This is a genomic window from Xanthobacter sp. DMC12 (assembly GCF_056314105.1).
Genome location: NZ_JBQUYZ010000001.1, coordinates 374,102 through 398,178, shown reverse-complemented (window position 1 = coordinate 398,178; position 24,077 = coordinate 374,102). Strand labels below are relative to the sequence as shown.

Here is a 24,077-nt window from a genome sequence, read left to right as displayed (position 1 = left end):
TTGTGGCCGCCTCGGGGGTTGCCGTCTTCCGGGGCGCGCGGGGCGTCCGCAGGGCCTTGGGCTCCGACGCCATGGCTCAGACCGCCAGATAGGCGTCGCGGATTTCCGGATTGGCTTCCAGATCCGCGATGGTGCCGGAGAAACGGATGCGCCCCTTCTCGATGATGTAGGCGCGATCCGAGATCAGCTTGGCGAAGTGCAGGTTCTGCTCGGAGATGACCACCGAGAGCCCCTCCCCCTTCATGGCGAGGATGGCGTCCGCCATCTGCTCCACGATCTTGGGTGCGAGCCCTTCGGAGGGCTCGTCCAGCAGCACGAGGGAGGGGTTGCCCATCAGGGTGCGGCCGATCGTGAGCATCTGCTGCTCGCCGCCGCTCATTTGCCCGCCGGGGCGCTTGCGCATTTCGCCGAGGTTCGGGAACAGCTTGTAGAGCATGTCCGGCGTCCAGGTGGCGACGCCCGGGCGCGGCGGCTGGCGGCCCACCTCGAAATTCTCCTCCACCGTGAGATGGCTGAAGATGCGCCGGTCTTCCGGCACATAGCCGAGGCCGCGCCGCACGATCTCGTAGGTGGGCAGGCGCGAGACGTCGGCGCCATCGAACATCACCGTGCCCGCGCGCTGGGGTACGAGGCCGACGATGGAGCGGAACGTGGTGCTCTTGCCCGCCCCGTTGCGGCCGAGAAGCGCCACCACCTCGCCGGCACCGATCTCCAGGCCCACGTCGTAGAGGATGTGGGCGGGGCCGTAGTGGCTGTTGAGGTTCGAGACCTGAAGTTTCATGCCGCAGTCCCCTCGCGGTGCCGTGCGTCGTAGAGCAGCCCTTCACCGAGATAGATGGCGCGCACCTGCGGGTCGCGCCGCACCTCGGCCGGGGTGCCGCGGGCGATAAGCTGGCCGCGGTTGAGCACCATCACTTCGTCGGCGTGCTCGAACACCACGTCCATGTCATGCTCGGTGAAGAGCACGCCGATGCCCTTGGCGCGGGCGATCTCGGCGGTGAGGCGCATCAGCTCGACGCGCTCGCGCGGCGCCATGCCGGCGGTGGGCTCGTCCATGAGGAGGAGGCGCGGCTCATTGGCCAGCGCCACCGCCAGTTCCAGCCGCTTGAGGTCGCCGTAGGCCAGCTCCCCGCACGGCCGCTCCGCCTGGGTGGTGAGACCGACCAGGGCGAGCAGCGCATCCGCCTCCCTCCGGCAGGCCGCGCCGGCGAAGCCGAATACGCGGGAGATCAGCCCGTGGAACGAGAGGAGCGCCACCTGCACGTTCTCGCGTACCGTCATGGAGGCGAAGGTCGCGGTGATCTGGAAAGTGCGGCCGACGCCGAGCCGCCACACCGCGCGCGGCGGCAGGCCCTTGATGTCCTTGCCCTCGATGCGCACCGTGCCGGCATCGGGCGGAATCTGCCCGTTGAGCATGTTGAAGCAGGTGCTCTTGCCCGCCCCGTTGGGGCCGATGAGGGCGAGCATCTGCCCCGCCTCCACCGTGAAGGACACGCCGCGCACGGCGTGGACGCCGCCGTAGGACTTCATCAGGTCTTTGACTTCGAGCAGCGGGCTCATCACGCGGCCTCCGCCTTGGTGGCGCCGACGGTTGCGCCGTTGCCCTTGCGGGGCCAGCGATGGCGCAGGTCCTCGATGAAGCCCACGACCCCCTTGGGGAACGCGAGCACGATGACGACGATGACGCCGCCCAGCACCAGCTTGGAGAGGTCGGTCTGGCTCATCAGCCAGATGGCCAGCGCCTTGTAGAGCACCGCGCCCACCACCGCGCCGGAGACCGTCTCGACACCGCCGAGCAGCACCATCACCAGGCCGTCCACCGACGTGGGAATGGCCATGTAGTCGGGGAACACCGAGCCCTTGAGGAAGGCGAACATCGCCCCCGCCAGCCCTGCGAAGGTGCCGGCGACGATGAAGGCCGCCCACTGCATCCGCTGCCGGTTAAGGCCGATGGCCTCGGACCGAAGCGCACTGTCACGGACCGCCCGAAGCCCGTAGCCGAACGGCGAGAACACAAGCATCCTGAGCAGCCCGACGCCCACCACCGCGATGCCCAGCGCCAGCCAGAAGAAGCCGGCGGGACGCGACGCCCAGGTCGCCGGCCAGATGCCGAGCAGGCCGTTGTCGCCGCCGGTCACGTCCACCCACTGGAAGGCGATGGACCAGGCGATCTGCGCAAAGGCCAGCGTCAGCATGGCGAAATAGACACCCGACAGCCGCACGCAGAACCAGCCGAACAGCACCGCCCCGGCCAGGCCCAGCAGCGGCCCGACGATGAGCGCCGCCTCCATGGGCGCGCCCATGTATTTGACGAGGAACGCCGCGCCATAGGCGCCGAGGCCGAAGTAGGCCGCGTGGCCGAAGGAGGCGAGGCCGCCCACCGTCATCATGAAATGCAGGCTGGCCGCGAACAGCACGTAGATGAGGATTTCCGCCCCGACCGTGAGGGCATAATTGCCGAGGAGGAACGGCAGCGTCGCCGCGGCCAGCACCGCCCCCGCCACCGCGACACGCTCAGCCTGGGTGAACGGCCGCCAGGGCCGGATGGTGAGGCCGGCGGCGGCACGAGGCGCGCTCTCCGGCTTGCCGAACAGGCCCCAGGGCCGCACCACCAGCACCACCGCCATCACGAGGAAGACAGTGATGAGCGAGATCTGCGGCAGGATGAGAATGCCGAAGGCGTTCAGCTCCGCGACGATGATGGCCGCCACGAAGGCGCCGAACACCGAGCCGAGGCCGCCGATGACCACCACCACGAACACCTCCACGATGATGGAGAGGTCCATGGCATGGGTCACGGTGGTGCGCGGGATCTGCAGGGCGCCGCCCAGCGCGGCGAGGAAGACGCCAAGGGCGAAGACGCCGGTGAACAGCCATTTCTGGTTCACGCCCAGCGCCGCGACCATCTCGCGGTCCTGCGTCGCCGCGCGCACCAGCACGCCCCAGCGGGTCTTGTGAAAGAGCAGCCACAGGATGCCGAGCACGACCGGGCCGAGGGTCATCATGAACAGGTCGTAGGTCGGCACCATGCGGCCGAACAGGCTGATGGCGCCGGAGAAGCCGGGCGCGCGCGGGCCGAGTAGGTCTTCCGGCCCCCAGATCACCACCACGAGGTCCTGCACCATCAGCGTCACGCCGAAGGTGGCGAGAAGCTGGAAGAGTTCGGGCGCCTGATAGATGCGCCGCAGCAGCACCATCTCCATCAGTGCGCCGAGCAAAGCGACGATGATCGCCGCCGCGACGATGGCGCCCCAGAAGCCGAGCGGGCCGGCGAAGCGTGTCGTCAGCGTGTAGGCCACATAGGCGCCCAGCATGTAGAAGGCGCCATGGGCGAAGTTCACGATGCGCGTGACGCCGAAGATGATCGACAGTCCCGACGCCACCAGAAACAGCGACGCGGCGCTGGCGAGCCCGCTCAGGGCCTGGACCAGAAGGAATTCCACGGCTTCAGCCTCTCGTTCACCTGCTGGAAGTTTTGGTCTTTTTGGGCCACCCGCCGTCGAGGGAAGGGGCCGGTCGATTGGGACCCCTCTCCCGCGTGCGGGAGAAGGGAAACTCGTGCCTCGGCCGACTGGAGCGAAGCGGAAGGAGAGCCGTGGCCCAGCGCAACAACCTCGCCGCAGGCGGCTCTATTCCCAGGCTCTGCGGGCAGGTGCCGGCTTCGCCGACCTTTCCCTTGGGCCCCGGATCGGCGCTCCACCTGCGGTGTCGCTGGTCCGGGGAACCGCTTCAAAAGGGTGCGGCCCCTCAGTTCGCCGGGCGCAGCTTCGCGGCTTCGGCCTCGGGCGGCAGGTAGTCGGCGCCGGGCTTGAACTGGAAGTTCACCATGATGCCCTGCCCGTCCTTCTGCGAGGTGGTGCCGATATAGGCGCCCATGGTCGACTGGTGGTCGGCCGCGCGATAGACCACATCGCCGAAGGGGGTGGAGACCTTGAGGTTCGCCATCGCCTTCACGAGGCCGGCGGTGGAATAGTCGTCCGTCGCCTTCAGCACCGCCGCGATGGACTTCACGGTCGAGTAGCCGACGATGGAGCCGAGGCGCGGATAGTCCTTGTGGAGCTGCTGGTAGGCGTCGAGGAACGCCTGGTGCTCGGCGGTCTTGATGCCGTACCAGGGATAGCCGGTGACGATCCAGCCCTCGGGGGTCTCGGTCTTCAGCGGGTCGAGATATTCCGGCTCGCCGGTGAGATAGCTCACCACCGCGCGGTTCTTGAAGATGCCGCGGGTGTTGCCCTCGCGGACCAGCTTCACGAGGTCGCCCGCGAAGGTGGCATTGAGGATGGCGTCGGGATTGGCGGCGTCGATGGCCTGGAGCACCGGGCCGGCATCGATTTTGCCCAGCGGGGGCCACTGCTCGGCCACGAACTCCACGTCCGGCTTGCGCTTCTTCAGGAGGTCCTTGAACACCGCGACGAAGGACTGGCCGAACTCATAGTTGGGGGCGATGGTCGCCCAGCGCTTGGCCGGCAGCTTCGCCGCCTCTTCCGCCAGCATGGCGGCCTGCATGTAGTTCGAGGTGCGCAGGCGGAAGGTGTATTCGTTGCCCTTCGACCAGACGAGCGCATCGGTGAGCGGCTCGGCGGCGAGGTACATCACCTGCTTCTGCTTGGCGAAGTCAGCGAGCGCGAGGCCGACATTGGAGAGGAAGCCGCCGGCGATCATCACCACGCCGTCGCGCGAGACCAGCTCGTTGGCGGCGGTGAGCGCGTCGGCCGGCTTGCCGCCGTCGTCCTTGGAGATGATGACGAGCTTCTTGCCCTTGATGCCGCCCGCGTCGTTCACTTCCTTCAGCGCCAGGTCCATCCCCTTGCGATAGGGATCGAGGAAGGCGGGCAGCGACGAATAGGAATTGATCTCGCCTACCTTGATCTCGCCCTGCTGCGCCCGCGCCCCGCCTGCGGCGAGGAGGAGAGCGGCGAGGGATGCCGCGACCAGCTTCTTCATGTCCATTCCCCTTTTATGATTTCAGTTGAACCGTCCGCGCGCGGGGCGGGCCTATCTCAGCCCGTCCTCGCCCTTGATCTCGTCTTTCTTCAGCCCGCCGACGCGCGGCAGTGGCCGTCCGGAATCCGTGACCGCCACGGCGACCACGATCTCGTTTGCGCGCGGGGCATCCGACACGCTCACGATCATGCCGTCGAAATGGCTGCGCACGAAGGCCGCATCCTTGTGGCCGAGCGGGATGTCCAGCTCCGCCCCGAGGCCGCCCCGCCGCTTGGACGAGGGAATGAGCGCCGCGCCCTTGCCCAGCACGGCGCGCACCGGCGCGCCCATCTTGGGGTGCAGAAGGGCCGCGGCGTGTTCCAGCTCGCCGTTCTCGCCCACCAAAGCAGCCTTGCCGTAGCTCTCGGCGGACGGCCCCTCGATGCCGAGGGCCTCCACAGCCTTCTTCGCGAGAAGCCCGCCCAGCTCGTCGCCCATGGCGATGAGGTCGGAAAGGTCTTCCACATAGCGGCCGGCGAAGGGGTTCTCGATCACCGCGATGGCCGCCGCGCGCCGGGTGGGCGGGGAGACGGGGCGACCCATCTCGGTCCGCGTCTCCTCCACGATGGTGACGATCTTGCGGATGTTCGCGCTCATCGCAGGCCGTCCTCGCCCTTGATGGCTTCCGCCGCGAGGCCGCCGACGCGGGCATGGACGCGCGGGCCGCAGGTCATGACCAACACGAGGGCGATCTCATCCGCCTTCGGGGCGTCGGACACGCCCACTTCCATGGCGTCGAAGTGCGAGCGCACATAGGAGGCGTTCACATGGGTCACCGGCACGTCGAGCCTTGTCCCCGGCCCGCCCACCTTCTTGGTGGAGGGCACGATGGCCTTGGCATCGCCCAGAGCCTCGCGCATGGCGTAGCCGCCCGGCACATGCCACAGCGCCCCGTGCTCGATCTCGCCGGCGGCACCGACGATAGCTCCCTTGCCGTAGCCGTCGATGGCCTTGGCGTCGCCACCGAGGGCGGCAAGCAGTTCCTTGGCCATGGAGACACCGAGGGGCTTCAGGTCATCCATGAAGCCGGCGATGTCTTCCACGTAGCGGCCGGCGAACGGGTTCTCGATCACCGTCACGATGGCGCCGCGCTTGCGCGGGGTGGCGGCCGCCGGGCCGCCCTCGTGAAAGATCTCCTCCAGGATGCGGACCTGCTTGCGGATCTTGACCTCAGGCATGGGCGACGCCTCTTTCTTGTTCTGTGGCAAAGGTAATCGGACGGGATGACACGCTGGCATCCCCAATCGGACAGGTGGAGACGCTGGCGCCCTGCAGATGCAGCGCCGCCGCCGTGATGAGGCCGCGCGCCACCAGCGCGCCGGCCACCGCGAGGCCTTCGGCCAGCGCCTCGTCCCGCTCGGCGGGTGTCAGATCGGGCACGTGGCGCGTCACCTTCAAGAGGCCGAGGTCGCTGTCGGGCAGCACTTGGCGCGCCGGCACCCGGACGATGCCGGGATGGGCGGGCAGGTTCACCGCATTGGCGATGACGGTGGCCGCCGCATCCGCAGCCGCCGCGCTGGGCGCGAGAACGGTCACGGCATCGGCGATACCGAGGGAAAAGCTGCGCCCGCGCCAGCCCGACGTGGCGATGCCGCGCACCGGGCCATCCGCCGTGATGCGGGCGGAGCCGACCACGCGCGGGCGGTCCGGCCTATCCACAATACCCGCCACCAGCTCGGCGCCCGGCGCGAGATAAAGCGCGATATCCCCGCCATTGTTGACGAAGGCGCGGACGAGGCCCGGCCGCACCATGGCGGCGAGCACCTCCTCCGCCACGGCGCCGGCAACCGCCGCCATGGGGGTGATGAAGCCGGCGCGCGCATGGGGCGACACCGCCGCCCACATGCGCCGCGCCACCGGGCCCTGAAGGGGGCAGGACCCGGGATGGGCGGGACGGCGGAGCAGGGAAAGCTCGCCGCATAGCGTATCGAGAAGGCCCGCGAGGCGTTCGGTCGCCGCGCGATAGGCGGCGGCCACCACATCCGCCGGGCCATCGGCCTCGATCACGAGATCGATGGGGCCGTCATTGAGATGCAGCCGCCGCCCGTCCGCCAGCAGCCCCGCCTGCGGCAGGCGCCGCTGCACCGGCATCGCGGGAATCGCGACCTTGGGCGGTTGAGCGGCAATGTCGGCTGGGCGCAGCATGGACTCAGCCCTGGGACCGAGCCGCGAGCGGCCACGGGATATCGGAGAAGGGCGCCATCTCGCGCACCGCCTCGCGCTCGATCACCGCGCTCGCAGGGCGCACATGATCCATGTGGCCGCCGAGCGCCTCATAGGCAGCGAGCGGCAGCGTGAATTCGATGGGCGCCACCAGCGCCGGGGTCGGCACATAACCGAAGCCGTGCTCCGGCACGCGCGTCACATCCACCATGAAGGTGATGCCGCCGCCCGGCCAGACATAGACCGGCGCGCCGCCGCATGTGACGCGGGTGATGGAATCCTTCACCGAGCGCGTCAGCCGCACCGGGTTCTCCGTCACGCCCGCGCGCAGCGAGCCGCCCGCACCGGCCATGAACAGCACGGAGGACAGCGCCGGTTCGCAATTCTCGCGGATGCGCTCGACGGAGGGATAGAGATCGGCGGGGACTTCGGTCTCCACCGGCACCAGATGCTCATCGAGGACGTAATAGCCGTAATGCTCGCCCGTGGTGGACACCAGCAGCAGCCGCAGGCCCGGCCATGCCAGCTTGGCGTCGAAGGGCGAGAGGATCGACAAAGGATCGGAAATGTTGGTGCCGCCCCAGCCGAGGCCCGGCTCGGCCACCTGGAAATAGCGGCCGGGGGTGGAGCGGCGCCCCTTCATGCGGATGCCGGTGTCGCGGATGCCAAGCAGCTTGCCGGCCTGATGCTCGGAGAGGACGCCGGTGATGTGGTCGTCCACCACCACCACCTCATCCACCTTGCCGTGCCACTGCTTGGCGAACATGCCGATGGTGGCGGAGCCGCAGCCCACCCGCATGCGCGCCTCCTCGGCGCCGTTCACGATGGGCGGCTTGCCGGCCTGGACCACGAGCGTGGCGCCACCGTCGATGGAGAGTTCCACGGCCTTTCCGTTGCACAGCTCCAGCAGCGCCTCGCAGGTGACGCGGCCTTCCTTCTTGGAGCCGCCGGTGAGGTGATGCACGCCGCCCAGCGACAGCATCTGCGAGCCGTATTCGGAGGTGGTGACATGGCCCACCGCCTCGCCGTCCACCCGCACCGCCGCCTGCTCGGGGCCGATGAAGCGGTCGGTGTCGATCTTCACCTTCGCTCCGGCGTAGCTGAAGATGCCCTCGGTGACGACCGTCACCATGTCCACGCCGTTCACCTCGGCCGAGACGATGAAGGGCGCGGGCTTGTAGTCGGGATAGGTGGTGCCGGAGCCCACCGCCGTGACGAAGGATTCGCCGCCCGCAACCAGCCGCCCGTCCCAGTCGCCGCCGCGGTCGAAGGGCACCACCTTGCCGCCCTGCGCCAAAGTGCGGTCGAGCACGATGTGGGGATCGACGCGGATCAACTCGCCGTCGCGGTTGGCGTAGCGGTCGCAGGCGCCGGTGAGGCCGGGCCGGATGTAGCACATGACCGGGCACGCATCGCAGCGGATCTTGTCATCCTCGGCGCGGGCGGTGATGGTGGACTCTTCGGCCATGGAACCCCGGCTCCGGCCCCGCAGCGGGGGCATCCGATTTCATATGTACACTAATGAAAATCGCGTCGGCCCGAAGTGTCAAGCACAAGGAACGGGCAGGCCGCACGAAGAGGCAGCACTGCTGCCATTCTTTTGCATTTGCAGCATTTTTGATGCTGCGCACGGGTCCGGACTGGCCAGAACAGCCTCCGTTTTGGGCGCACCCCGCGCTTGACGCTGGATTATTAGTATAGAAACAATCTAGCCCGTAACGGACCGGCGCCGGTCCCGGTCTCCTGCGGCAAAGGCTGAGCGGTCCCCTAGAGATGTCCGCCCCCATCCTACTCCAGGTCAACGGCGAAACCCACGCCTTCGCGCTGCCGCGCGAGACGCCGCTGATCTATGTGCTGCGCAACGACCTGGGGCTGAACGGCCCCAAGTTCGGATGCGGCCTCGGGGAGTGCGGAGCCTGCACGGTGCTGATGGACGGGAAGGCGACTCGCTCCTGCGTCACCACGCTCGGCACCGCCGAAGGGCGCGCGGTGACGACGCTGGAGGGGCTTGCGAGCGAGGGCACCCTGCACCCGGTGCAGGCCGCCTTCATCGCCGAGCAGGCCGCCCAGTGCGGCTATTGTCTCAACGGCATGATCATGACCACCGTCGCCTTCCTCGCCCGCAACCCCTCCCCCACCGAGGCCGAGGCCCGGGCGGCGCTGCGCTACAATCTGTGCCGCTGCGGGACGCATGTGGAGATTTTGCGCGCGGTGCTGCGGGCGGCGGCCGGCGCCGGTGAAGCGGAGGCGCAGCCTTGAGCGAGCCGCGTCCCGATCCTTCCGCTCTGCTGGCGGCCAGCGGCAATCTCGCCATTCTGCGTCCGGCGCAGATGGTCTTCGGCCTCGTCCACAGCGCGCCACCCAGGGATGGCGCCCTCGACCTGTTCCTGCTGGTGGACGATCAGGGCGCCGTCACCGCCTTCAACGGTCATGTGGACCTCGGCACCGGTATCCGCACGGCGCTGGCCCAGATTGTCGCCGAGGAACTGGATGTGGCGCTGGACCGCGTCACAATGGTTCTCGGGCACACCGGCGTCGCGCCGAACCAGGGGGCCACCATTGCCTCCGATTCCATCCAGGTCTCCGCCCGCCCTTTGCGCCACGCGGCAGCGCAGGCCCGTGCTCATCTCGTCGGGCTCGCGGCCGAGGCGCTGGGAATTCCTGCCGATGAGCTGGAGGTGGAGGAGGGCATCGTCCGCCCGAAGGATGGGCGCAACACCGGCTTCTCCTATGCCGACCTGCTCAAGGGCCGCGCCGACCGGCTGATGCTGCATCAGGAAACGGCGGTGAAGCCGGCGAGCGAACACCGCATCGTCGGCCGCCGCGTGCCGCGCGTGGATATTCCGGCCAAGGCGACGGGCACCTTCGCCTATGTCCACGACGTGCGCGTGCCGGGCATGCTGCACGGCCGCGTGGTGCGACCGCCCTATGCGGGCATCGATGCCGGCCCGTTCGTGGGCAAGAGCCTGATCCGGGTGGACGAGCACTCCGTCGCCCACATTCCGGGGGTGGTGGCGGTCGTCACCATGGGCGACTTCATCGGCATCGTCGCCGAGCGCGAGGAGCAGGCCGCCGAGGCCGCCCGCGTGCTGAAGACCGAGTGGCGCGATACCCCTGCCCTGCCCGACCTCTCGCGCACCGAGGAGGCCCTGCGCGGGGCCGAGGCGGCCAAGACGCGGCTTCTCCACGAGCAGGGCAGCGTCGATGCGGCCCGTGCCGAGGCCGCGCAGGTCATCGAGGCGACCTATGTCTGGCCCTACCAGATGCACGCCTCCATCGGCCCCTCCTGCGCCGTCGCCGACGTGCAGGAGGACCGCGCAACCGTCTGGGCGGGCTCGCAGAACCCCTATCCGCTGCGCACCGACATCTCGGTCCTGCTGGGCCTGCCGGAAGAGGACATCGAGATCATCCGCTTCGAGGCGGCAGGCTGCTATGGCCGCAATTGCGCGGACGATGTAGCCGCCGACGCCGCCCTGCTCTCCCGCGCCGTGGGCCGGCCGGTGCGCGTGCAGCTCACCCGCGAGCAGGAGCATGCGTGGGAGCCCAAGGGCGCCGGCCAGCTCATGGAGGTCAAGGGCGGCATCAACGCGGACGGCACACCCGCCTTCTACGATTTCCTCACCCGCTACCCCTCCAACGCCGCCGTTACGCTGGCGCTGCTGCTGACCGGCCGGGTGCCGGCGGACAATCCCGTCTATGAGATGGGCGACCGCACCGCCATTCCGCCCTATGCCTACGACGTGGTGCGCGTGGCGGTGGACGATGTGGCCCCCATCGTCCGCGCTTCCTGGCTGCGCGGCGTCTCGGCTTTGCCCAACAGCTTCGCCCATGAGAGCTATGTGGACGAGCTGGCCGCCGCCGCCGGGGTCGATCCGGTGGACTACCGCCTGCGCCACCTGCACGATCCGCGCGCCGTGGACCTCGTGAAGGCCACGGCCGAACGCGCCGGCTGGCAGACGCGCACGGGCCCACGGCTTGAGGTGGTGGAAGGCGACATCGTGCGGGGGCAGGGCTTCGCCTATGCCCTCTATGTCCACTCCAAATTTCCCGGCTATGGCGCCGCCTGGTCCGCCTGGGTGGCGGATGTGGAGGTGAACAAGGCGACCGGCGACGTGGCGGTGAAGCGCGTCACCGTGGGCCAGGATTCCGGGCTGATGATCAACCCGGCCGGCATCGAGCACCAGATCCACGGCAACGTCATCCAGTCCACCTCCCGCGCCCTGAAGGAGCAGGTGACGTTCGACGACCACGCGGTGACGAGCCGGGAATGGGGCGCCTATCCCATCCTCACCTTCCCGGAAGTGCCGGTCATCAACGTGGTGCTGATGCCCCGGCCGGACGACCCGCCTCTGGGCTCAGGCGAATCCGCCTCGGTGCCCAGCGCGGCAGCCATCGCCAATGCCATTTTCGACGCCACCGGCGTGCGCCTGCGCGAACCGCCCTTCACGCCCGATCGCGTGCGCGCCGCACTGGCTGGCGAGGCCCCGCCCCGGCCGGTGAAGGAGAAAAAGCGCCGTCCCTGGTTCGCCATGGCCGGCGCGGCCCTTGCGGGCGCCCTGGGCATGGCCACGCTGGCGCTGCCCATTCGTGGCGCCATCGCCCCCATCTCCCCGCCCGATCCCTCCACCTTCTCCGCCGACATGATCGCGCGCGGCAGGATGCTGGCGGCGCTGGGGGATTGCGCGGTCTGCCATACGGCGGAAGGCGGCACCGCCAATGCCGGCGGGCGGCCGCTGCATACGCCGTTCGGCACGGTCTATTCCACCAATCTCACGCCGGACGTCGCGACGGGCATCGGCGCATGGTCCTATGCCGCCTTCGAGCGCGCCATGCGCGAGGGCATCGGGCGCGACGGGCGGCATCTCTACCCCGCATTCCCCTACACCGCCTTCAGCCGCATCAATGATGCCGACATGCAGGCCCTCTACGCCTTCCTCATGTCGCAGCCGGCGGTGACGGCGGCCCCGCCCGAAAATCGGATGACCTTCCCCTTCAACATCCGCCCGCTGATGGCCGGCTGGAACCTCCTGTTCCACCGCCCCGGCCAGCTTCAGGCGGAGGCGGCGCAATCCCCCCAGTGGAACCGGGGACGATACCTCGTGGAGGGCCTCGGCCATTGCGGCGCCTGCCACACGCCGCGCAATGCGCTGGGCGCGGAGAAGGCCGGCGCGGCCTATCTGGCCGGAGGCTTCGCGGACGGGTGGGAGGCGCCGGCCCTCACGGAGCTGTCGAAAGCGCCGATTCCGTGGACCGAGGACGAGCTGTTCACCTATCTGCGCACCGGATTCTCCCGCTTCCACGGCACCGCCGCCGGCCCCATGGCGCCGGTGGTGCATGCGCTGTCAGAGGTCCCGGACGCCGATGTGCGGGCCATGGCGGTCTATCTCGCCTCGCTCTCCGGCCCCGCCATCGCCGATCCCGTCGCGGCGGCGGCGACGCTGGAGGCCAAAACCGAAACCTCGCTGCGCCCCATGGACACCGTTGGCGGCCGCCTCTTCGCCGGCGCCTGCGCCGCCTGCCATGCGCCGGAGGGGCCGACCCTGTTCGGCGCGCGGCCGGCGCTGGCGCTCAACACCAATGTCCATGCGGCGCGGCCGGACAATCTCATCCGCGTCATCCTGGAAGGCATCCCCAAGCCCGCCGCGCCGGAGCTGGGCGACATGCCCGCCTTCCGCGACAGCCTCGACGATGCGCAGGTGGCCGACCTCGTGCGCTACTTGCGCGCCAAGTTCGCGCCGGATGCCCCCCCGTGGGAGGGGCTTGAGGGGACCGTAGCGCGGCTGCGGGCGTCGCCGACGCATTAGGGAGGCGGGTGAGCGGGGAGCGATATCGCTCTTTTCTCCGTCGTCATGACCGGGCTTGTCCCGGCCATCCATGTGGAACGGCTGGGAACCTCTTTGGAAACATTGGGCCATCGGCACGACGTGGATGGCCGGGACAAGCCCGGCCATGACGACGGTGCAGTTGGCCCCCCGCGATGACCTTATCCGGCGTCCACCCCCTCCCTGCCCAAAATATCCCGCCCCGCTGCCCAAAAGAGCCGCATCGGATACCTGCCAAGCCGTTGACAGCCTTCGCAGTCCGACTCTATTTTCATTTGTACACAAACAATATGCCGAGGGCGTTCCCATGGCCTATGTCGTCACCGAAGGCTGCATCCGCTGCACCTACATGGATTGCGTGGCCGTGTGTCCGGTGGATTGCTTCTATGCCGGCGCGAACATGCTGGTGATCCATCCGGACGAGTGCATCGACTGCGGCGTGTGCGAGCCGGAATGCCCGGCAGCCGCCATCTTCCCGGACAGCGACCCGCGCGCCGCCGAATGGACCGCGCTCAATGCCGAATATGCGGCGGTGTGGCCCAACATCACCGAGAAGGGTCCGCCGCCCGCTGATGCCGACGCCTGGAAGGACACGCCGGACAAGCGCGCCCTCCTCTCCGCCGATCCTGCAAGCCTCTGATCTTCCGAGACTCCCCATGAGCAATTTCTTCGAGGAGCAGGTGCTCAGCGTCCATCACTGGACCGACCGCCTGTTCAGCTTCACCACCACCCGCGACCCCGGCTTCCGCTTCCGCACCGGGGAATTCACTATGATCGGCCTGAAGGTGGATGGCCGCCCTCTGCTGCGCGCCTACTCGGTGGTGAGCCCGGCCTGGGCAGAGACGCTGGAATTCTTCTCCATCAAGGTGCCGAACGGCCCCCTCACCTCCCGCCTCCAGCACATCAAGGTGGGCGACGCCATCACGGTGGGTCGCAAGGCGACCGGCACGCTGGTGATGGACAATCTGCTCCCCGGCAAGACCCTCTACCTCCTCGGCACCGGCACGGGCCTCGCGCCTTTCCTCTCGGTGATCCGCGATCCGGAGACCTATGAGCGGTTCGAGAAGGTGGTGCTCGTCCACGGCTGCCGGCACGTGGCGGACCTCGCCTATGAGGAGCTCATCACGCAGGAACTCCCCGCCCACGAATTCCTCGGCGAGGAGATCGCGGCCAAGCTGCTCTATTACCCCACCGTGACCCGCGAGCCCTTCCGCAACACGGGGCGCATCTCCACCCTGCTGGAAAGCGGCAAGCTTTGCGCGGATGTGGGCCTGCCGCCGCTCGATGCGGCGACGGACCGCGTGATGATCTGCGGGTCGCCGGCCATGATGGTCGACCTGAAGACGCTGCTTGAATCCCGCGGCTTCGCCGAGGGCTCGGGCAGCGAGCCGGGGCATTTCGTGATCGAAAAGGCGTTCGCCGAACGGTGAAATCCACTCCGCGCCCGGTTTTCAGCGGCCCGGCGCGGGCGTAATCTTCATATGCCTACAAACAGAAAGGCGCGCGTCGCCGCGCCCCCTCCGGAGACGAGAGCATGGCCCACGACGCGCCAACCGGTCCCGCCGGCCCCACCAAGCTGGTGATCCGCAACATCGGCCTGCTCCTCAGCGGCGACCTGTCGAAGCCCATTCTCGACGCCGACACGGTGGTGGCGCTGGACGGGCGCATCACCGCCATCGGCCGCGAGAAGGACGTGGACACAGAGGGCGCGACCACCCTCATCGACGCCAACGGCACCACCCTCACCCCCGGCCTCATCGACAGCCACGTCCACCCCGTGGCCGGTGACTGGACGCCGCGCCAGAGCCAGATCAACTGGATCGATTCCTCCCTGCACGGCGGCGTCACCACCATGATTTCGGCCGGCGAGGTGCATTATCCCGGCCGCGCCCGCGACGTGGTCGGCGTGAAGGCCCTCGCCATCACCGCCCAGCGCGCCTTTTCCGCCTTCCGCCCCTCGGGGGTGAAGGTGCATGCCGGCGCCCCCGTCATCGAGAACGAGATGGTGGAGGACGATTTCAAGGAGCTGGCCGCGGCCGGCGTGAAGCTGCTCGGCGAGGTCGGCCTTGGCGGCGTGAAGGATGGCCCCACCGCCCGCAAGATGGTGGGATGGGCGCGCAAGTACGGCATCCAGTCCACCATTCACACCGGCGGCCCCTCCATCCCCGGCTCCGGCCTCATCGACAAGGATGTGGTGCTGGAAGCGGACACGGACGTGGTGGGCCATATCAATGGCGGCCACACCGCGCTGCCGGACAACCAGATTCGCTGCATCTGCGAGGGCTGCAAGCGCGGCCTTGAGATCGTGCACAACGGCAACGAGCGCTCCGCCCTCTACACGCTGCGCCTTGCGCGCGAATTGGGCGAACTGCAGCGCGTCATCCTCGGCACGGATGGCCCGGCGGGCTCCGGCGTCCAGCCGCTTGGCATCCTGCGCATGGTGTCCATGCTCTCCTCCCTCGGCGAACTGCCGGCGGAAGAGGCCTTCTGCCTCGCCACCGGCAATACCGCGCGCATGCGGGCGCTGGATTCCGGCCTGATCGAGGTGGGGCGCGCGGCGGATTTCGTGCTGATGGACAAGGCGCAGCATTCGCCCGGCGTCACGCTCCTCGACAGCGTGCGACTCGGCGACCTGCCGGGCGTGTGCATGACCATCATCGACGGCATCGTGCGCACCCAGCGCTCGCGCAACACGCCGCCTGCCACCCGCATGCCAATTGTCGTGAAGGGCTGAGGCCCTCACACCACGGGCGGCACCGGGTTCGGCCGCAGCACCAGCAACACGCCGGCGAGCACGAGCGCGATGCCGCCGGCGGAGACCAGCGTCCAGTGGTAGCCCTCGAACACGGTCGAGATGGCGAGCGCCACCAGCGGGAACACCACCGTGCCGTAGCCGGCGCGGTTGGCCCCGATCCGCCGCACCAGCATGTTGTAGACGGCGAAGCCCGCCAGCGTCTGGACGATGATGAGGCAGGCGAGGGAGCCCACGTAGACGGGGCTCCAGTCGAACCTGAACGGCACGCCGTGGACGAGGGCGATCCCCAGCAGCACGACCATGCCGTAGAAGAAGCCCCAGGTGGTCAGCGAGGCGATGGGATATTGCCGCCGCCCGGCGATGCCGGTGAGGAGACTGCCGACCGAGAAGAAGAAGGTGCCGGCAAGTCCCAGCGCCAGCCCCTCCCCGGCCCCGTCGATGCCCTTTCCTTCCGCGAGGCTCGGGCCGAACACCAGCGCCAGCCCCACCACCCCGGCCAGCGCCCCGCCGAGGATTTGCCGGCGTAGCGGCACGCGCAGGAACAGCGCGGAGAGCACGGGGATGATGATGGCGGAGAGCGCGAAGATCACCGAGAGCAGCCCCGAGGGCAGGTGATAGCCGGCATAGTAGAAGCTGACGAAATTGAGCGAGAACAGAGTCGCGCCGAGCCCCGCGAACAGCACGTGGTCGCGCCAGCCGAAGGCGAGCCGCCCGCCCGTGACGAGCACGAAGCCCAGCATCACCGAGCCGGCCACCGCGAAGCGCCATACGCCCGAGACTTCCGGCGCCACCACGCCGAGCTGCAGCTTCAACGGTAGCCAGCCCGTGCCGAAAATGAGCACGCAGACCGCATAGAGCAGAAGCTCGCGCGGGCCGAGCGGTCCGTCGGTGCGGGGCGGTGGGGCATGCATGGAGGGGAATCCGGAGGGTGGTGCACCCTATGCGGTCACCCTGCCCCCGGCAACACGCAGCGGGCGCGCGACTAGCCTGAGCGGGGCCGCAGCAGGGACTGGAAGATCAGCGTCCGGGCCGCCCGGCGCGGCACGTTTGCCAGCCATGAACTGAGCGCATGGCAGCCCCGCGTGCCCTGGGGCAGATGTGCCGGGCCCCCGTTCCGGATCAGTAGGCGAGCGCGTCGAAGGCCGGCTCCACCGAGCCGTTCCACGGCCCGTGGTACAGCTCCAGCAGCTCTTCCGCCGGCACGCGGTCGGTGAGCAGGGTCTGCTCAAGCGGCTCCAGGAAGCGCGTCTCGTCGCGCCCCAGCCGGTCGTGGAAGCCGCGCCGCTTGAGCCCGGCCTGCGAGAGCTTGAGCACGTCCTTCGCCACATCGCGCAGCGCGCGGCCGCGGATTTCAGCCTTGAGGGCGAGGCGGGGCACGTCGTCCCGCAGGGTCTGGCGCTCCTCGGCGGTCCAGTCCTTCACCAGATCCCAGGCGGCATCGAGGCTCTGCTGGTCATAGAGCAGGCCCACCCAGAAGGCCGGCAGCGCGCAGAGGTTGATGGAGGGGCCGGCGTCCGCCCCGCGCATCTCCAGGAAGCGCTTCAGGCGGACTTCCGGGAAGATGGTGGAGAGGTGGTTGATCCAGTCGGAGAGCGTCGCGGTCTCGCCCGGCAGCAAGGGATGGCGGCCGGCGAGGAGGTCGCGGAAGGAGGTGCCGGCCACGTCCACGTAATGGTCGCCGCGCTTCACGAAATACATGGGCACGTCGAGGGCGTAGTCCACATAGCGCTCGAAGCCGAACCCCTCCTCGAAGGCGAAGGGCAGCATGCCGGAGCGGGCATTGTCCGTGTCGCGCCAGATCTCGGACCGGAATGAGAGGAAGCCGTTGGGCTTGCCCTCGGTGAAGGGCGAGTTGGCGAAGAGGGCGGTGGCCACCGGCTGGAGCGCGAGCCCCACCCGCATCTTCTTCACCATGTCGGCTTCGGAGGAGAAGTCGAGGTTCACCTGCACGGTGCAGGTGCGGAACATCATGTCGAGGCCGAGGGTGCCGACCTTCGGCATGTAATTGGCCATGATCTTGTAGCGGCCCTTGGGCATCACCGGCGTCTCGGAGCGCGACCACTTGGGGCTCATGCCGATGGCGAGGAAGCCGATGCCGAGGGGCGTCGCCACTTCCCGAACCTGGGCGAGGTGGGCGTTCAGCTCCGAGCAGGTCTCGTGGATGGTGCGCAGCGGCGCGCCGGAGAGCTCGAATTGCCCGCCCGGCTCCAGCGAGATCGCCCCGCCGCCGGTCACGTCAGCGAGGCCGATGATGGTCTCGCCCTCCATGATCGGCTCCCAGCCGAGCAGGGAGCGCATGCCTTCCAGCAGCTTGCGGATGCCCTTCGGCCCCTCGTAAGGCACGGGCTCGTGGCGGCCCATGGTGAAGGGGATTTTCTCGTGCTCCGTCCCGATGCGGAAGGACCGCTCGGGTTTCGCGCCCTCTTCCATCCAGGCGACGAGTTCGCCGCGGTCGGAAATCGGGGTCGCGTCGAGCGTGTCGCGGGCCATCAGGAAGCTCTTCAAGCGGAGGGGCGCGCGACCATACACGGCACCTCGGTCAAGGCAAGCGCGTGGGGGTCGGGGCCGACGGGGGCGGGAAAGGCGGGACTTTAGACGGTGGGGCCGGCCACCTCCCGCGCGCCGCACCGCGCAGAAGGAAGGCCAAGGTTCCGCTCAGATGGTGACGGGATTTGCTTTCGCAACCGCGTCGAAGGCCTGGAGGGTGGTAATAAGCTCCTCCAGCTTCGCCAGCGGCACCATGTTCGGCCCGTCGGAGGGCGCCTTGTCCGGATCCGGATGGGTCTCGATGAACACGGCGGCGACGCCCACGGCCACCGCCGCGCGGGCCAGAACCGGCACGAACTCGCGCTGCCCGCCGGACGAAGTGCCCTGCCCGCCCGGCTGCTGCACGGAATGGGTGGCATCGAACACCACCGGCGCGCCGGTGGTCTTGGCGAGGATGGGCAGGCCGCGCATGTCGGAGACGAGCGTGTTGTAGCCGAAGGAGACGCCCCGCTCCGTCACCAGCACCCGGCCGTTGCCGGCACCGGTGAGCTTGTTGACCACGTTCGCCATGTCCCACGGCGCGAGGAACTGGCCCTTCTTCACATTCACCACCCGGCCCGTGCGGGCGGCGGCGACCAGGAGGTCGGTCTGGCGGCAGAGGAAGGCGGGAATCTGCAGCACGTCCACCACCTCGGCGGCGGCGGCGCACTGGTCGATCTCGTGGATGTCGGTGAGCACCGGTAGGCCGAGGCTCTCCTTGATCTCACCGAACACCGGCAGGGCCGCCTGGAGCCCGAGGCCGCGGGCGGCGGAAAGCGACGTGCGGTTGGCCTTGTCGAAGGAGGTCTTGAAGACGAGGCCGATGTTGCGGCGCGTCGCGATCTCCTTGAGCGCCGATGCGACCTCCAGCGCGTGGGCGCGGCTTTCCATCTGGCAGGGGCCGGCAATCAGCGTCAGCGGCAGGGCATTGCCGAAGCGCACGGGGCCGGCCTCGACGATGCTCTGCGGGGCGACGGGCGGCGGTGCGGCGGTCATGGGCGATCCCTCGACGGCTCAAGGCGCCCCACCGGCGGACCGGACGAGCCCATAAGCCTCAGAATGAATTCAGCTTTCCGACCGCAGCATGGGGCGACGCGGCCGGAGCGCGCCCTTGATAGAGCATTTTCCCCGTTTCGCTAAATCGCGAATGCGCGCGGTCCGACGCGGCAAGCAGGCCGGACCGCGCGAAGGCCGCTCAGAACGGCCGTCAGGGCGTGACCAGCTTGAGGCCGACGATGCCGGCGGCGATGAGGCCGATGGAGGCGAGGCGCAGCAGATCGGTCGATTCGGAGAAGAACAGGATGCCGGCGATGGCCGTGCCCACCGTGCCTATGCCCGCCCACACGGCGTAGGCCGTGCCGATGGGGATGCCCCGGAGCGCGAGGGACAGGAGCAGCAGGCTCACGCCGATGGCGCCGAGCGTGAACAGGCTCGGCCAGAGCCGCGTGAACCCTTCCGATTGCTTCATTCCGATGGCCCACGCGATTTCGGTGAGGCCGGCGATGAACAGATAGACCCATGCCATGGGTAGACACCACGAGTGGCGGGGTCGTCCCCGCCGCGCGTTGAGGAAGGAGCACGGTCGTCCGTGCCCGGGGCGGAGGTCTCCGCCCGATCCGATGTAATATGTTTTTCCTGATAGTGAAACCGATGCCTCAGCCCGGCGTCACCTCGAACACCAGCGTGGCACCCAGCGCCGCGCGAGGGGGCACGACGACGATGCCCTCGATGGCCTCTTCCACCATGCGGCGGGCGGCGAGCGAGCGGCGCAGCTCCGGTGCGCCGGGGGTGGAGAAGCGGATCGCCGCGATGCGCAGGCCGCTTCCCTCCGCGCCCGGCGCCGGGACGCCATAGCGGTCGGTGAACAGCTGGCGGGACATGACGTCGATGGAGCCGCGCGGGGTCTGCGCCACGAACCAGGCATCGAGCGCGCGCTGGACCGGGCAGCCGGAGAAGGTTTCCAGAAACTTCTGATGCTCGGCCGGCGCATCGGCCACCAGCACCACGCCGGCGACGCCCGTCACCTGGTTGGAATGGCGCTGGAGGTCGGTGGACCAGAAATTCTCGGGATTGAGCTGGGTGCAGGAAAAGGCGCCGAAATCCGGGCTTGCCGGCTCGCGCGCGAAGGCAAGGCGGAAGCCCACATCCACTTCCTGCCCGTCCGGCCGGCGCGCCTTGCGGGCGAAGTCGAAGATGTCGAATCCGCCGAAGCCATCGGCATCGAAGGCCGCCTTCTCGTGGGAGGCGTCGGAGCCTTCCAGCACCAGCATGGACAGGCCTTCGCCGACGCGGGCGAGGAAATCCTGGTTGAACGCGCCGAAGGAGAAGGCCTCGCCCTGGGCGGCCGGGATCTTCTCCGGCTCCACGATCTGCAAAAGCTCGATGAAGAAGCCGGGCGTCTGGATGATCCGGTTTTCGGTGCCCCACGGGTGCCGGTTGCGGGCCCCCACGGTGAAGCCCAGGAGATCGTAGATTTCACCGGCCGCGTCGAGATCGCGAACGAGATGCACCACGTGGTCGAGGCCGCGTCGCATGGCTTCTCCTCTCATCGGCGCCCCATCGCACGGCCCCAAGGGGCACGCGGCGCGGCGGCGACGTCATGGGAAGGAACGCAACGGCTGGGGGCCGCGCGTCGCTCAGTCGAACGGGCATCCCCCCGGCGGCCCGGCCGGAGCTTAGTGCGAATTGCCGCGACGTGGCTACCGCCCGGGGCGAGAAATCCCCTGACGAAACGTAAGCGCGATCGAGGAAGCGGCCGGCTCAGACCAGCCGGCTCTGATCCTTGGCGGCACCGATGAAGGAGGCGAACAACGGGTGCGGCTCGAACGGGCGCGATTTCAGCTCCGGGTGGAACTGCACGCCGATGAACCACGGGTGCTCCGGATATTCGACGATCTCCGGCAGCAGCCCGTCCGGCGACATGCCGGAGAACTTAAGCCCGTGCTGCTCCAGCCGATCGCGATAGGCGGTATTCACCTCGTAGCGGTGGCGGTGGCGCTCGGAAATGTCGCGCCGGCCGTAGACGCCCTCCACCTTGGTATTCGGCTCCAGCACCGCATGATACGCCCCGAGACGCATCGTGCCGCCGAGGTCGCCGGCCGCGTTGCGCCGCTCCAGTTCGTTGCCGCGCAGCCATTCGGTGAGCAGGCCCACCACCGGCTCGGAGGTGGCGCCGAACTCGGTGGAATTGGCCTTCTCGATGCCCGCGAGGTTCCGCGCCGCCTCGATCACCGCCATCTGCATGCCGAAGCAGATGCCGAAATAGGGAACCTGCCGCTCGCGGGCGAACTGGGCCGCGCGAATCTTGCCCTCCGCGCCGCGCTGGCCGAAGCCGCCGGGCACGAGGATGCCGTGGACATGCTCCAGGAAGGGCGCGGGGTCCTCGCGCTCGAAGGTCTCGCTCTCGATCCAGTCGAGATTGACCTTCACCTTGTTGGCGATGCCGCCGTGCGCCAGCGCCTCGATCAGCGACTTGTAGGCGTCCTTAAGCCCGGTGTACTTGCCGACGATGGCGATGGTGACCTCGCCCTCGGGGTTGCGCACGCGGGTCTCGATGTCGGTCCAGCGCTTGAGGTTGGGCGCGGGGGCCGGCTCGATGTTGAAGGCGGCCAGCACTTCCTTGTCGAGACCTTCTGCGTGGTAGGCGGAGGGCACGGCGTAGATGTTGTCCACGTCCCGCGCCTCGATCACCGCCGTCTCGCGCACGTTGCAGAACAGCGAGAGCTTGCGGCGCTCCTCGCGCGGAATCTCGCGGTCGGTGCGGCACAGCAGGATGTCCGGCTGGATGCCGATGGAGCGCAGCTCCTTCACCGAATGCTGGGTCGGCTTGGTCTTCAACTCACCGGCCGAGGGGATGTACGGCATCAGGGTGAGGTGGATGAAGATGGCGTGGCCGCGCGGCAGCTCGTTCTTGAGCTGGCGGGTGGCCTCGAAGAAGGGCAGGCCCTCGATGTCGCCCACCGTGCCGCCCACCTCGATCAGCACGAAATCGAAGCCCTCGTTGCCTTCCAGCACGAAGTCCTTGATCGCGTTGGTGACGTGGGGAATCACCTGGATGGTGGCGCCGAGGTAATCGCCACGGCGCTCCTTGCTCAGGATGTCCTGATAGATGCGGCCGGTGGTGATGTTGTCCTGCTTGGTCGCCGGATGGCCGGTGAACCGCTCGTAGTGGCCGAGATCAAGGTCCGTTTCGGCCCCGTCATCGGTCACGAACACCTCGCCGTGCTGATACGGGCTCATGGTGCCCGGATCGACGTTCAGATAGGGGTCGAGCTTGCGCAGGCGGACGGTGTATCCGCGCGCCTGGAGAAGAGCGCCGAGTGCTGCGGAGGCGAGGCCCTTGCCCAGGGAAGACACGACGCCGCCGGTGATGAAGATGTAGCGCGCCATGGGCCTCGACCTTACCTCGTGCAAACGCGATTCGGCGAGGGCGAAGCCGGGTCCGGCCTCGCCTCGCCTGTGGAGAAGAAACGGCGCGGCCGAAGCCGCGTCGCGTCAATGGATCACTTAAACAGGATCACTTGGACTGCGGAACCTGCGGACCGGACGGTGCCGCGGGCGCGGCCGGAGCCGCCTCACCCTGAGGGGCAGCGGTACCCTGCGGGGCAGCCGGCGCCTGCTGGCGCAGCTGGTCGAGAATCGAGCCGCCGCTCTGCGGCACCTGCGGTCCGCCCTGATTCTGCTGGGCCGGCGGCAGGATCGAGCGCGGGGCGCGACCCCAGCCGGCGACGATGGTCAGCGCCAGCGAGGTGATGAAGAAGATCAGCGCGAGAATCGCGGTGGCGCGGGTGAGCACGTTGGCCGTGCCACGCGCGGTAAAGAAGCCGCCGCCCGAACCGCCGCCGCCGCCGCCGATGCCGAGACCGCCGCCTTCCGAGCGCTGGATGAGCACTACGCCGATCAGCGCGAGCACCACCATCAGGTGAATTACGATGAGAACCGTCTGCATGGAATCCATCATGTTCGCGCCAGAGCGGTGCCCCGGCGCGCAGGTCGCGGGTTCCCTACACGATCGGGAGGCGGGAGGGAAGAGCGGGAGCGGGGGCGGCCCTGCGCCGGGCGCAACCCGGCCCCGCTATTGCATATGCTCCACCCCAGTCAGCAGCCGTGTCTGAAGGCGCGGCGCGATATTGGGCATGTTCGCCTTCACCCAGCGGGCGGCGGCAGCGCTTTCGTCCCGCACCTTCATCTGCTCCACGTTGGAGGCCGCATTCCGGCTGAGGAGCAGCATTGTGCCCACATACACCACGTCGCCTGCATGAATGGTCACTGCCCGCTCGATGGGAATGTTGGCGTGGCCACGCGGCGCAATCATCTGCTGGACCGCAGTGCCGTCCGGCCGGACGACTGTCCGAAAGAGCACCGGCCCGCCATTGGGTACATACTTGCCCGGCGGCACGGTCGCGACACCCCATGCTACCTCCGCCTCGGTGCCCTGTTGTGCGAGCAGCGCCATCTTGGCCATGCCCGATGTAGCATCGCGCAACGCGACGGCCTTCACTGGGCTGATGCGATCGCCGTCGAAGGTCTCGCGGAAGCCCCGCACGATCACGACCGCCGCGCCTTCGGCCTTAAACCGCTCGGGGTCTACGGCGGCAATCTGCTCCGGCGTGACATCCACCCACGCTGGCAGAGGCGTCTGGTCACGGGTCTTTTCCCGCGCTGTTTCGAGGCGCTCCTGTGGGCTCGGTCGTGGCACGCTTGAGCTGGCACAGCCGGCGAGGAACAGCGTGAAGATAAGCAGGGCGGCGCGCGGCCACCCCGATCCGGAATGATGTGCAGACATGCCCCGACCTTTCGTCGCGCCACGCTACGAAGACGCGAGAAAT

21 protein-coding genes are annotated in these 24,077 nt (G+C 68.6%); 5 read left to right on the top strand and 16 right to left on the bottom strand.

Annotated features, from left to right (window positions below):
- Positions 1-76: 76 nt before the first annotated feature.
- The 8 genes from ACT535_RS01680 to ACT535_RS01645 form a co-directional block, all read right to left on the bottom strand.
- A complete protein-coding gene (locus ACT535_RS01680; RefSeq protein ID WP_476363132.1) occupies positions 77-781 on the bottom strand; it encodes an ABC transporter ATP-binding protein in 705 nt (234 codons plus the stop codon).
- Positions 778-1,560 (bottom strand): ABC transporter ATP-binding protein, encoded by a 783-nt coding sequence (locus ACT535_RS01675; RefSeq protein ID WP_476363131.1) that lies wholly within the window; start codon positions 1,558-1,560, stop codon positions 778-780. The genes ACT535_RS01680 and ACT535_RS01675 overlap by 4 nt, the downstream gene beginning before the upstream one ends.
- Positions 1,560-3,443 carry an ABC transporter permease gene (locus ACT535_RS01670; protein ID WP_476363130.1) on the bottom strand — a complete coding sequence of 628 codons (1,884 nt, stop codon included), beginning with the start codon at positions 3,441-3,443 and terminating at the stop codon, positions 1,560-1,562. The genes ACT535_RS01675 and ACT535_RS01670 overlap by 1 nt, the downstream gene beginning before the upstream one ends.
- Positions 3,444-3,747: 304 nt before the next feature.
- On the bottom strand, positions 3,748-4,944 hold the full coding sequence (locus tag ACT535_RS01665) for an ABC transporter substrate-binding protein (protein ID WP_476363129.1): 1,197 nt from the start codon (positions 4,942-4,944) through the stop codon (positions 3,748-3,750).
- 51 nt (positions 4,945-4,995) lie between these two features.
- A complete protein-coding gene (locus tag ACT535_RS01660) occupies positions 4,996-5,580 on the bottom strand; it encodes an amino acid synthesis family protein (protein WP_168456984.1) in 585 nt (194 codons plus the stop codon).
- Positions 5,577-6,161 carry an amino acid synthesis family protein gene (locus tag ACT535_RS01655; protein WP_168456983.1) on the bottom strand — a complete coding sequence of 195 codons (585 nt, stop codon included), beginning with the start codon at positions 6,159-6,161 and terminating at the stop codon, positions 5,577-5,579. Before ACT535_RS01655 ends, ACT535_RS01660 begins: the two co-directional genes overlap by 4 nt.
- Positions 6,154-7,074: a UPF0280 family protein gene (locus tag ACT535_RS01650; protein ID WP_476363977.1), complete on the bottom strand. Its 921-nt coding sequence runs from the start codon at positions 7,072-7,074 to the stop codon at positions 6,154-6,156. Before ACT535_RS01650 ends, ACT535_RS01655 begins: the two co-directional genes overlap by 8 nt.
- Positions 7,075-7,132: 58 nt before the next feature.
- A complete protein-coding gene (locus ACT535_RS01645) occupies positions 7,133-8,614 on the bottom strand; it encodes a 6-hydroxynicotinate reductase (protein WP_476363128.1) in 1,482 nt (493 codons plus the stop codon).
- 305 nt (positions 8,615-8,919) lie between these two features.
- Between ACT535_RS01645 and ACT535_RS01640 the strand changes: the two genes are divergently transcribed.
- From ACT535_RS01640 to ACT535_RS01620, 5 genes are all read left to right on the top strand, one after another.
- Entirely contained in the window at positions 8,920-9,405 is a 486-nt protein-coding gene (locus ACT535_RS01640; protein WP_476363127.1) for a (2Fe-2S)-binding protein, read from the top strand.
- A 71-nt stretch (positions 9,406-9,476) separates the two neighbouring features.
- Positions 9,477-12,950 (top strand): molybdopterin cofactor-binding domain-containing protein, encoded by a 3,474-nt coding sequence (locus ACT535_RS01635; RefSeq protein WP_476363976.1) that lies wholly within the window; start codon positions 9,477-9,479, stop codon positions 12,948-12,950.
- A gap of 325 nt (positions 12,951-13,275) precedes the next feature.
- Positions 13,276-13,608: a ferredoxin FdxA gene (gene fdxA, locus ACT535_RS01630; protein ID WP_168456980.1), complete on the top strand. Its 333-nt coding sequence runs from the start codon at positions 13,276-13,278 to the stop codon at positions 13,606-13,608.
- Between the two features lie 16 nt (positions 13,609-13,624).
- Complete coding sequence (locus ACT535_RS01625) at positions 13,625-14,398, top strand: ferredoxin--NADP reductase (protein WP_476363126.1); 774 nt, start codon at positions 13,625-13,627, stop codon at positions 14,396-14,398.
- A gap of 104 nt (positions 14,399-14,502) precedes the next feature.
- A complete protein-coding gene (locus ACT535_RS01620) occupies positions 14,503-15,702 on the top strand; it encodes an amidohydrolase family protein (RefSeq protein ID WP_476363125.1) in 1,200 nt (399 codons plus the stop codon).
- A gap of 5 nt (positions 15,703-15,707) precedes the next feature.
- Here the strand turns inward: ACT535_RS01620 and ACT535_RS01615 are convergent, their stop codons facing one another.
- The 8 genes from ACT535_RS01615 to ACT535_RS01580 form a co-directional block, all read right to left on the bottom strand.
- Positions 15,708-16,634 (bottom strand): DMT family transporter, encoded by a 927-nt coding sequence (locus ACT535_RS01615; protein WP_476363124.1) that lies wholly within the window; start codon positions 16,632-16,634, stop codon positions 15,708-15,710.
- Positions 16,635-16,842: 208 nt separating this feature from the next.
- Complete coding sequence (locus tag ACT535_RS01610; protein ID WP_476363123.1) at positions 16,843-18,213, bottom strand: glutamate--cysteine ligase; 1,371 nt, start codon at positions 18,211-18,213, stop codon at positions 16,843-16,845.
- Positions 18,214-18,378: 165 nt separating this feature from the next.
- Positions 18,379-19,245, bottom strand: coding sequence for a 3-deoxy-8-phosphooctulonate synthase (gene kdsA, locus ACT535_RS01605; RefSeq protein WP_168456975.1), 867 nt, complete (start codon positions 19,243-19,245; stop codon positions 18,379-18,381).
- 211 nt (positions 19,246-19,456) lie between these two features.
- On the bottom strand, positions 19,457-19,774 hold the full coding sequence (gene sugE / locus ACT535_RS01600) for a quaternary ammonium compound efflux SMR transporter SugE (protein ID WP_476363122.1): 318 nt from the start codon (positions 19,772-19,774) through the stop codon (positions 19,457-19,459).
- Positions 19,775-19,904: 130 nt separating this feature from the next.
- On the bottom strand, positions 19,905-20,783 hold the full coding sequence (locus tag ACT535_RS01595; RefSeq protein WP_476326663.1) for a VOC family protein: 879 nt from the start codon (positions 20,781-20,783) through the stop codon (positions 19,905-19,907).
- 226 nt (positions 20,784-21,009) lie between these two features.
- The gene (locus tag ACT535_RS01590) at positions 21,010-22,638 is read right to left on the bottom strand and encodes a CTP synthase (protein ID WP_168456973.1); all 1,629 of its coding nucleotides are present in this window, start codon (positions 22,636-22,638) and stop codon (positions 21,010-21,012) included.
- A gap of 127 nt (positions 22,639-22,765) precedes the next feature.
- Positions 22,766-23,197 (bottom strand): preprotein translocase subunit SecG, encoded by a 432-nt coding sequence (gene secG, locus ACT535_RS01585; RefSeq protein WP_168456972.1) that lies wholly within the window; start codon positions 23,195-23,197, stop codon positions 22,766-22,768.
- A 126-nt stretch (positions 23,198-23,323) separates the two neighbouring features.
- On the bottom strand, positions 23,324-24,034 hold the full coding sequence (locus ACT535_RS01580) for a hypothetical protein (RefSeq protein WP_168456971.1): 711 nt from the start codon (positions 24,032-24,034) through the stop codon (positions 23,324-23,326).
- Positions 24,035-24,077: the final 43 nt, after the last annotated feature.

Coding starts and splice junctions, on each gene's coding strand:
- ACT535_RS01580 (WP_168456971.1), bottom strand. CDS start 24,034: ATGTCTGCACATCATTCCGGATCGGGGTGGCCGCGCGCCGCCCTGCTT.
- ACT535_RS01590 (WP_168456973.1), bottom strand. CDS start 22,638: ATGGCGCGCTACATCTTCATCACCGGCGGCGTCGTGTCTTCCCTGGGC.
- ACT535_RS01660 (WP_168456984.1), bottom strand. CDS start 5,580: ATGAGCGCGAACATCCGCAAGATCGTCACCATCGTGGAGGAGACGCGG.
- ACT535_RS01655 (WP_168456983.1), bottom strand. CDS start 6,161: ATGCCTGAGGTCAAGATCCGCAAGCAGGTCCGCATCCTGGAGGAGATC.
- ACT535_RS01635 (WP_476363976.1), top strand. CDS start 9,477: ATGGTCTTCGGCCTCGTCCACAGCGCGCCACCCAGGGATGGCGCCCTC.
- kdsA (WP_168456975.1), bottom strand. CDS start 19,245: ATGACCGCCGCACCGCCGCCCGTCGCCCCGCAGAGCATCGTCGAGGCC.
- sugE (WP_476363122.1), bottom strand. CDS start 19,774: ATGGCATGGGTCTATCTGTTCATCGCCGGCCTCACCGAAATCGCGTGG.
- ACT535_RS01625 (WP_476363126.1), top strand. CDS start 13,625: ATGAGCAATTTCTTCGAGGAGCAGGTGCTCAGCGTCCATCACTGGACC.
- ACT535_RS01615 (WP_476363124.1), bottom strand. CDS start 16,634: ATGCATGCCCCACCGCCCCGCACCGACGGACCGCTCGGCCCGCGCGAG.
- ACT535_RS01610 (WP_476363123.1), bottom strand. CDS start 18,213: ATGGCCCGCGACACGCTCGACGCGACCCCGATTTCCGACCGCGGCGAA.
- ACT535_RS01680 (WP_476363132.1), bottom strand. CDS start 781: ATGAAACTTCAGGTCTCGAACCTCAACAGCCACTACGGCCCCGCCCAC.
- ACT535_RS01675 (WP_476363131.1), bottom strand. CDS start 1,560: ATGAGCCCGCTGCTCGAAGTCAAAGACCTGATGAAGTCCTACGGCGGC.
- ACT535_RS01665 (WP_476363129.1), bottom strand. CDS start 4,944: ATGAAGAAGCTGGTCGCGGCATCCCTCGCCGCTCTCCTCCTCGCCGCA.
- ACT535_RS01640 (WP_476363127.1), top strand. CDS start 8,920: ATGTCCGCCCCCATCCTACTCCAGGTCAACGGCGAAACCCACGCCTTC.
- ACT535_RS01650 (WP_476363977.1), bottom strand. CDS start 7,074: ATGCCGGTGCAGCGGCGCCTGCCGCAGGCGGGGCTGCTGGCGGACGGG.
- ACT535_RS01645 (WP_476363128.1), bottom strand. CDS start 8,614: ATGGCCGAAGAGTCCACCATCACCGCCCGCGCCGAGGATGACAAGATC.
- secG (WP_168456972.1), bottom strand. CDS start 23,197: ATGCAGACGGTTCTCATCGTAATTCACCTGATGGTGGTGCTCGCGCTG.
- ACT535_RS01620 (WP_476363125.1), top strand. CDS start 14,503: ATGGCCCACGACGCGCCAACCGGTCCCGCCGGCCCCACCAAGCTGGTG.
- fdxA (WP_168456980.1), top strand. CDS start 13,276: ATGGCCTATGTCGTCACCGAAGGCTGCATCCGCTGCACCTACATGGAT.
- ACT535_RS01595 (WP_476326663.1), bottom strand. CDS start 20,783: ATGCGACGCGGCCTCGACCACGTGGTGCATCTCGTTCGCGATCTCGAC.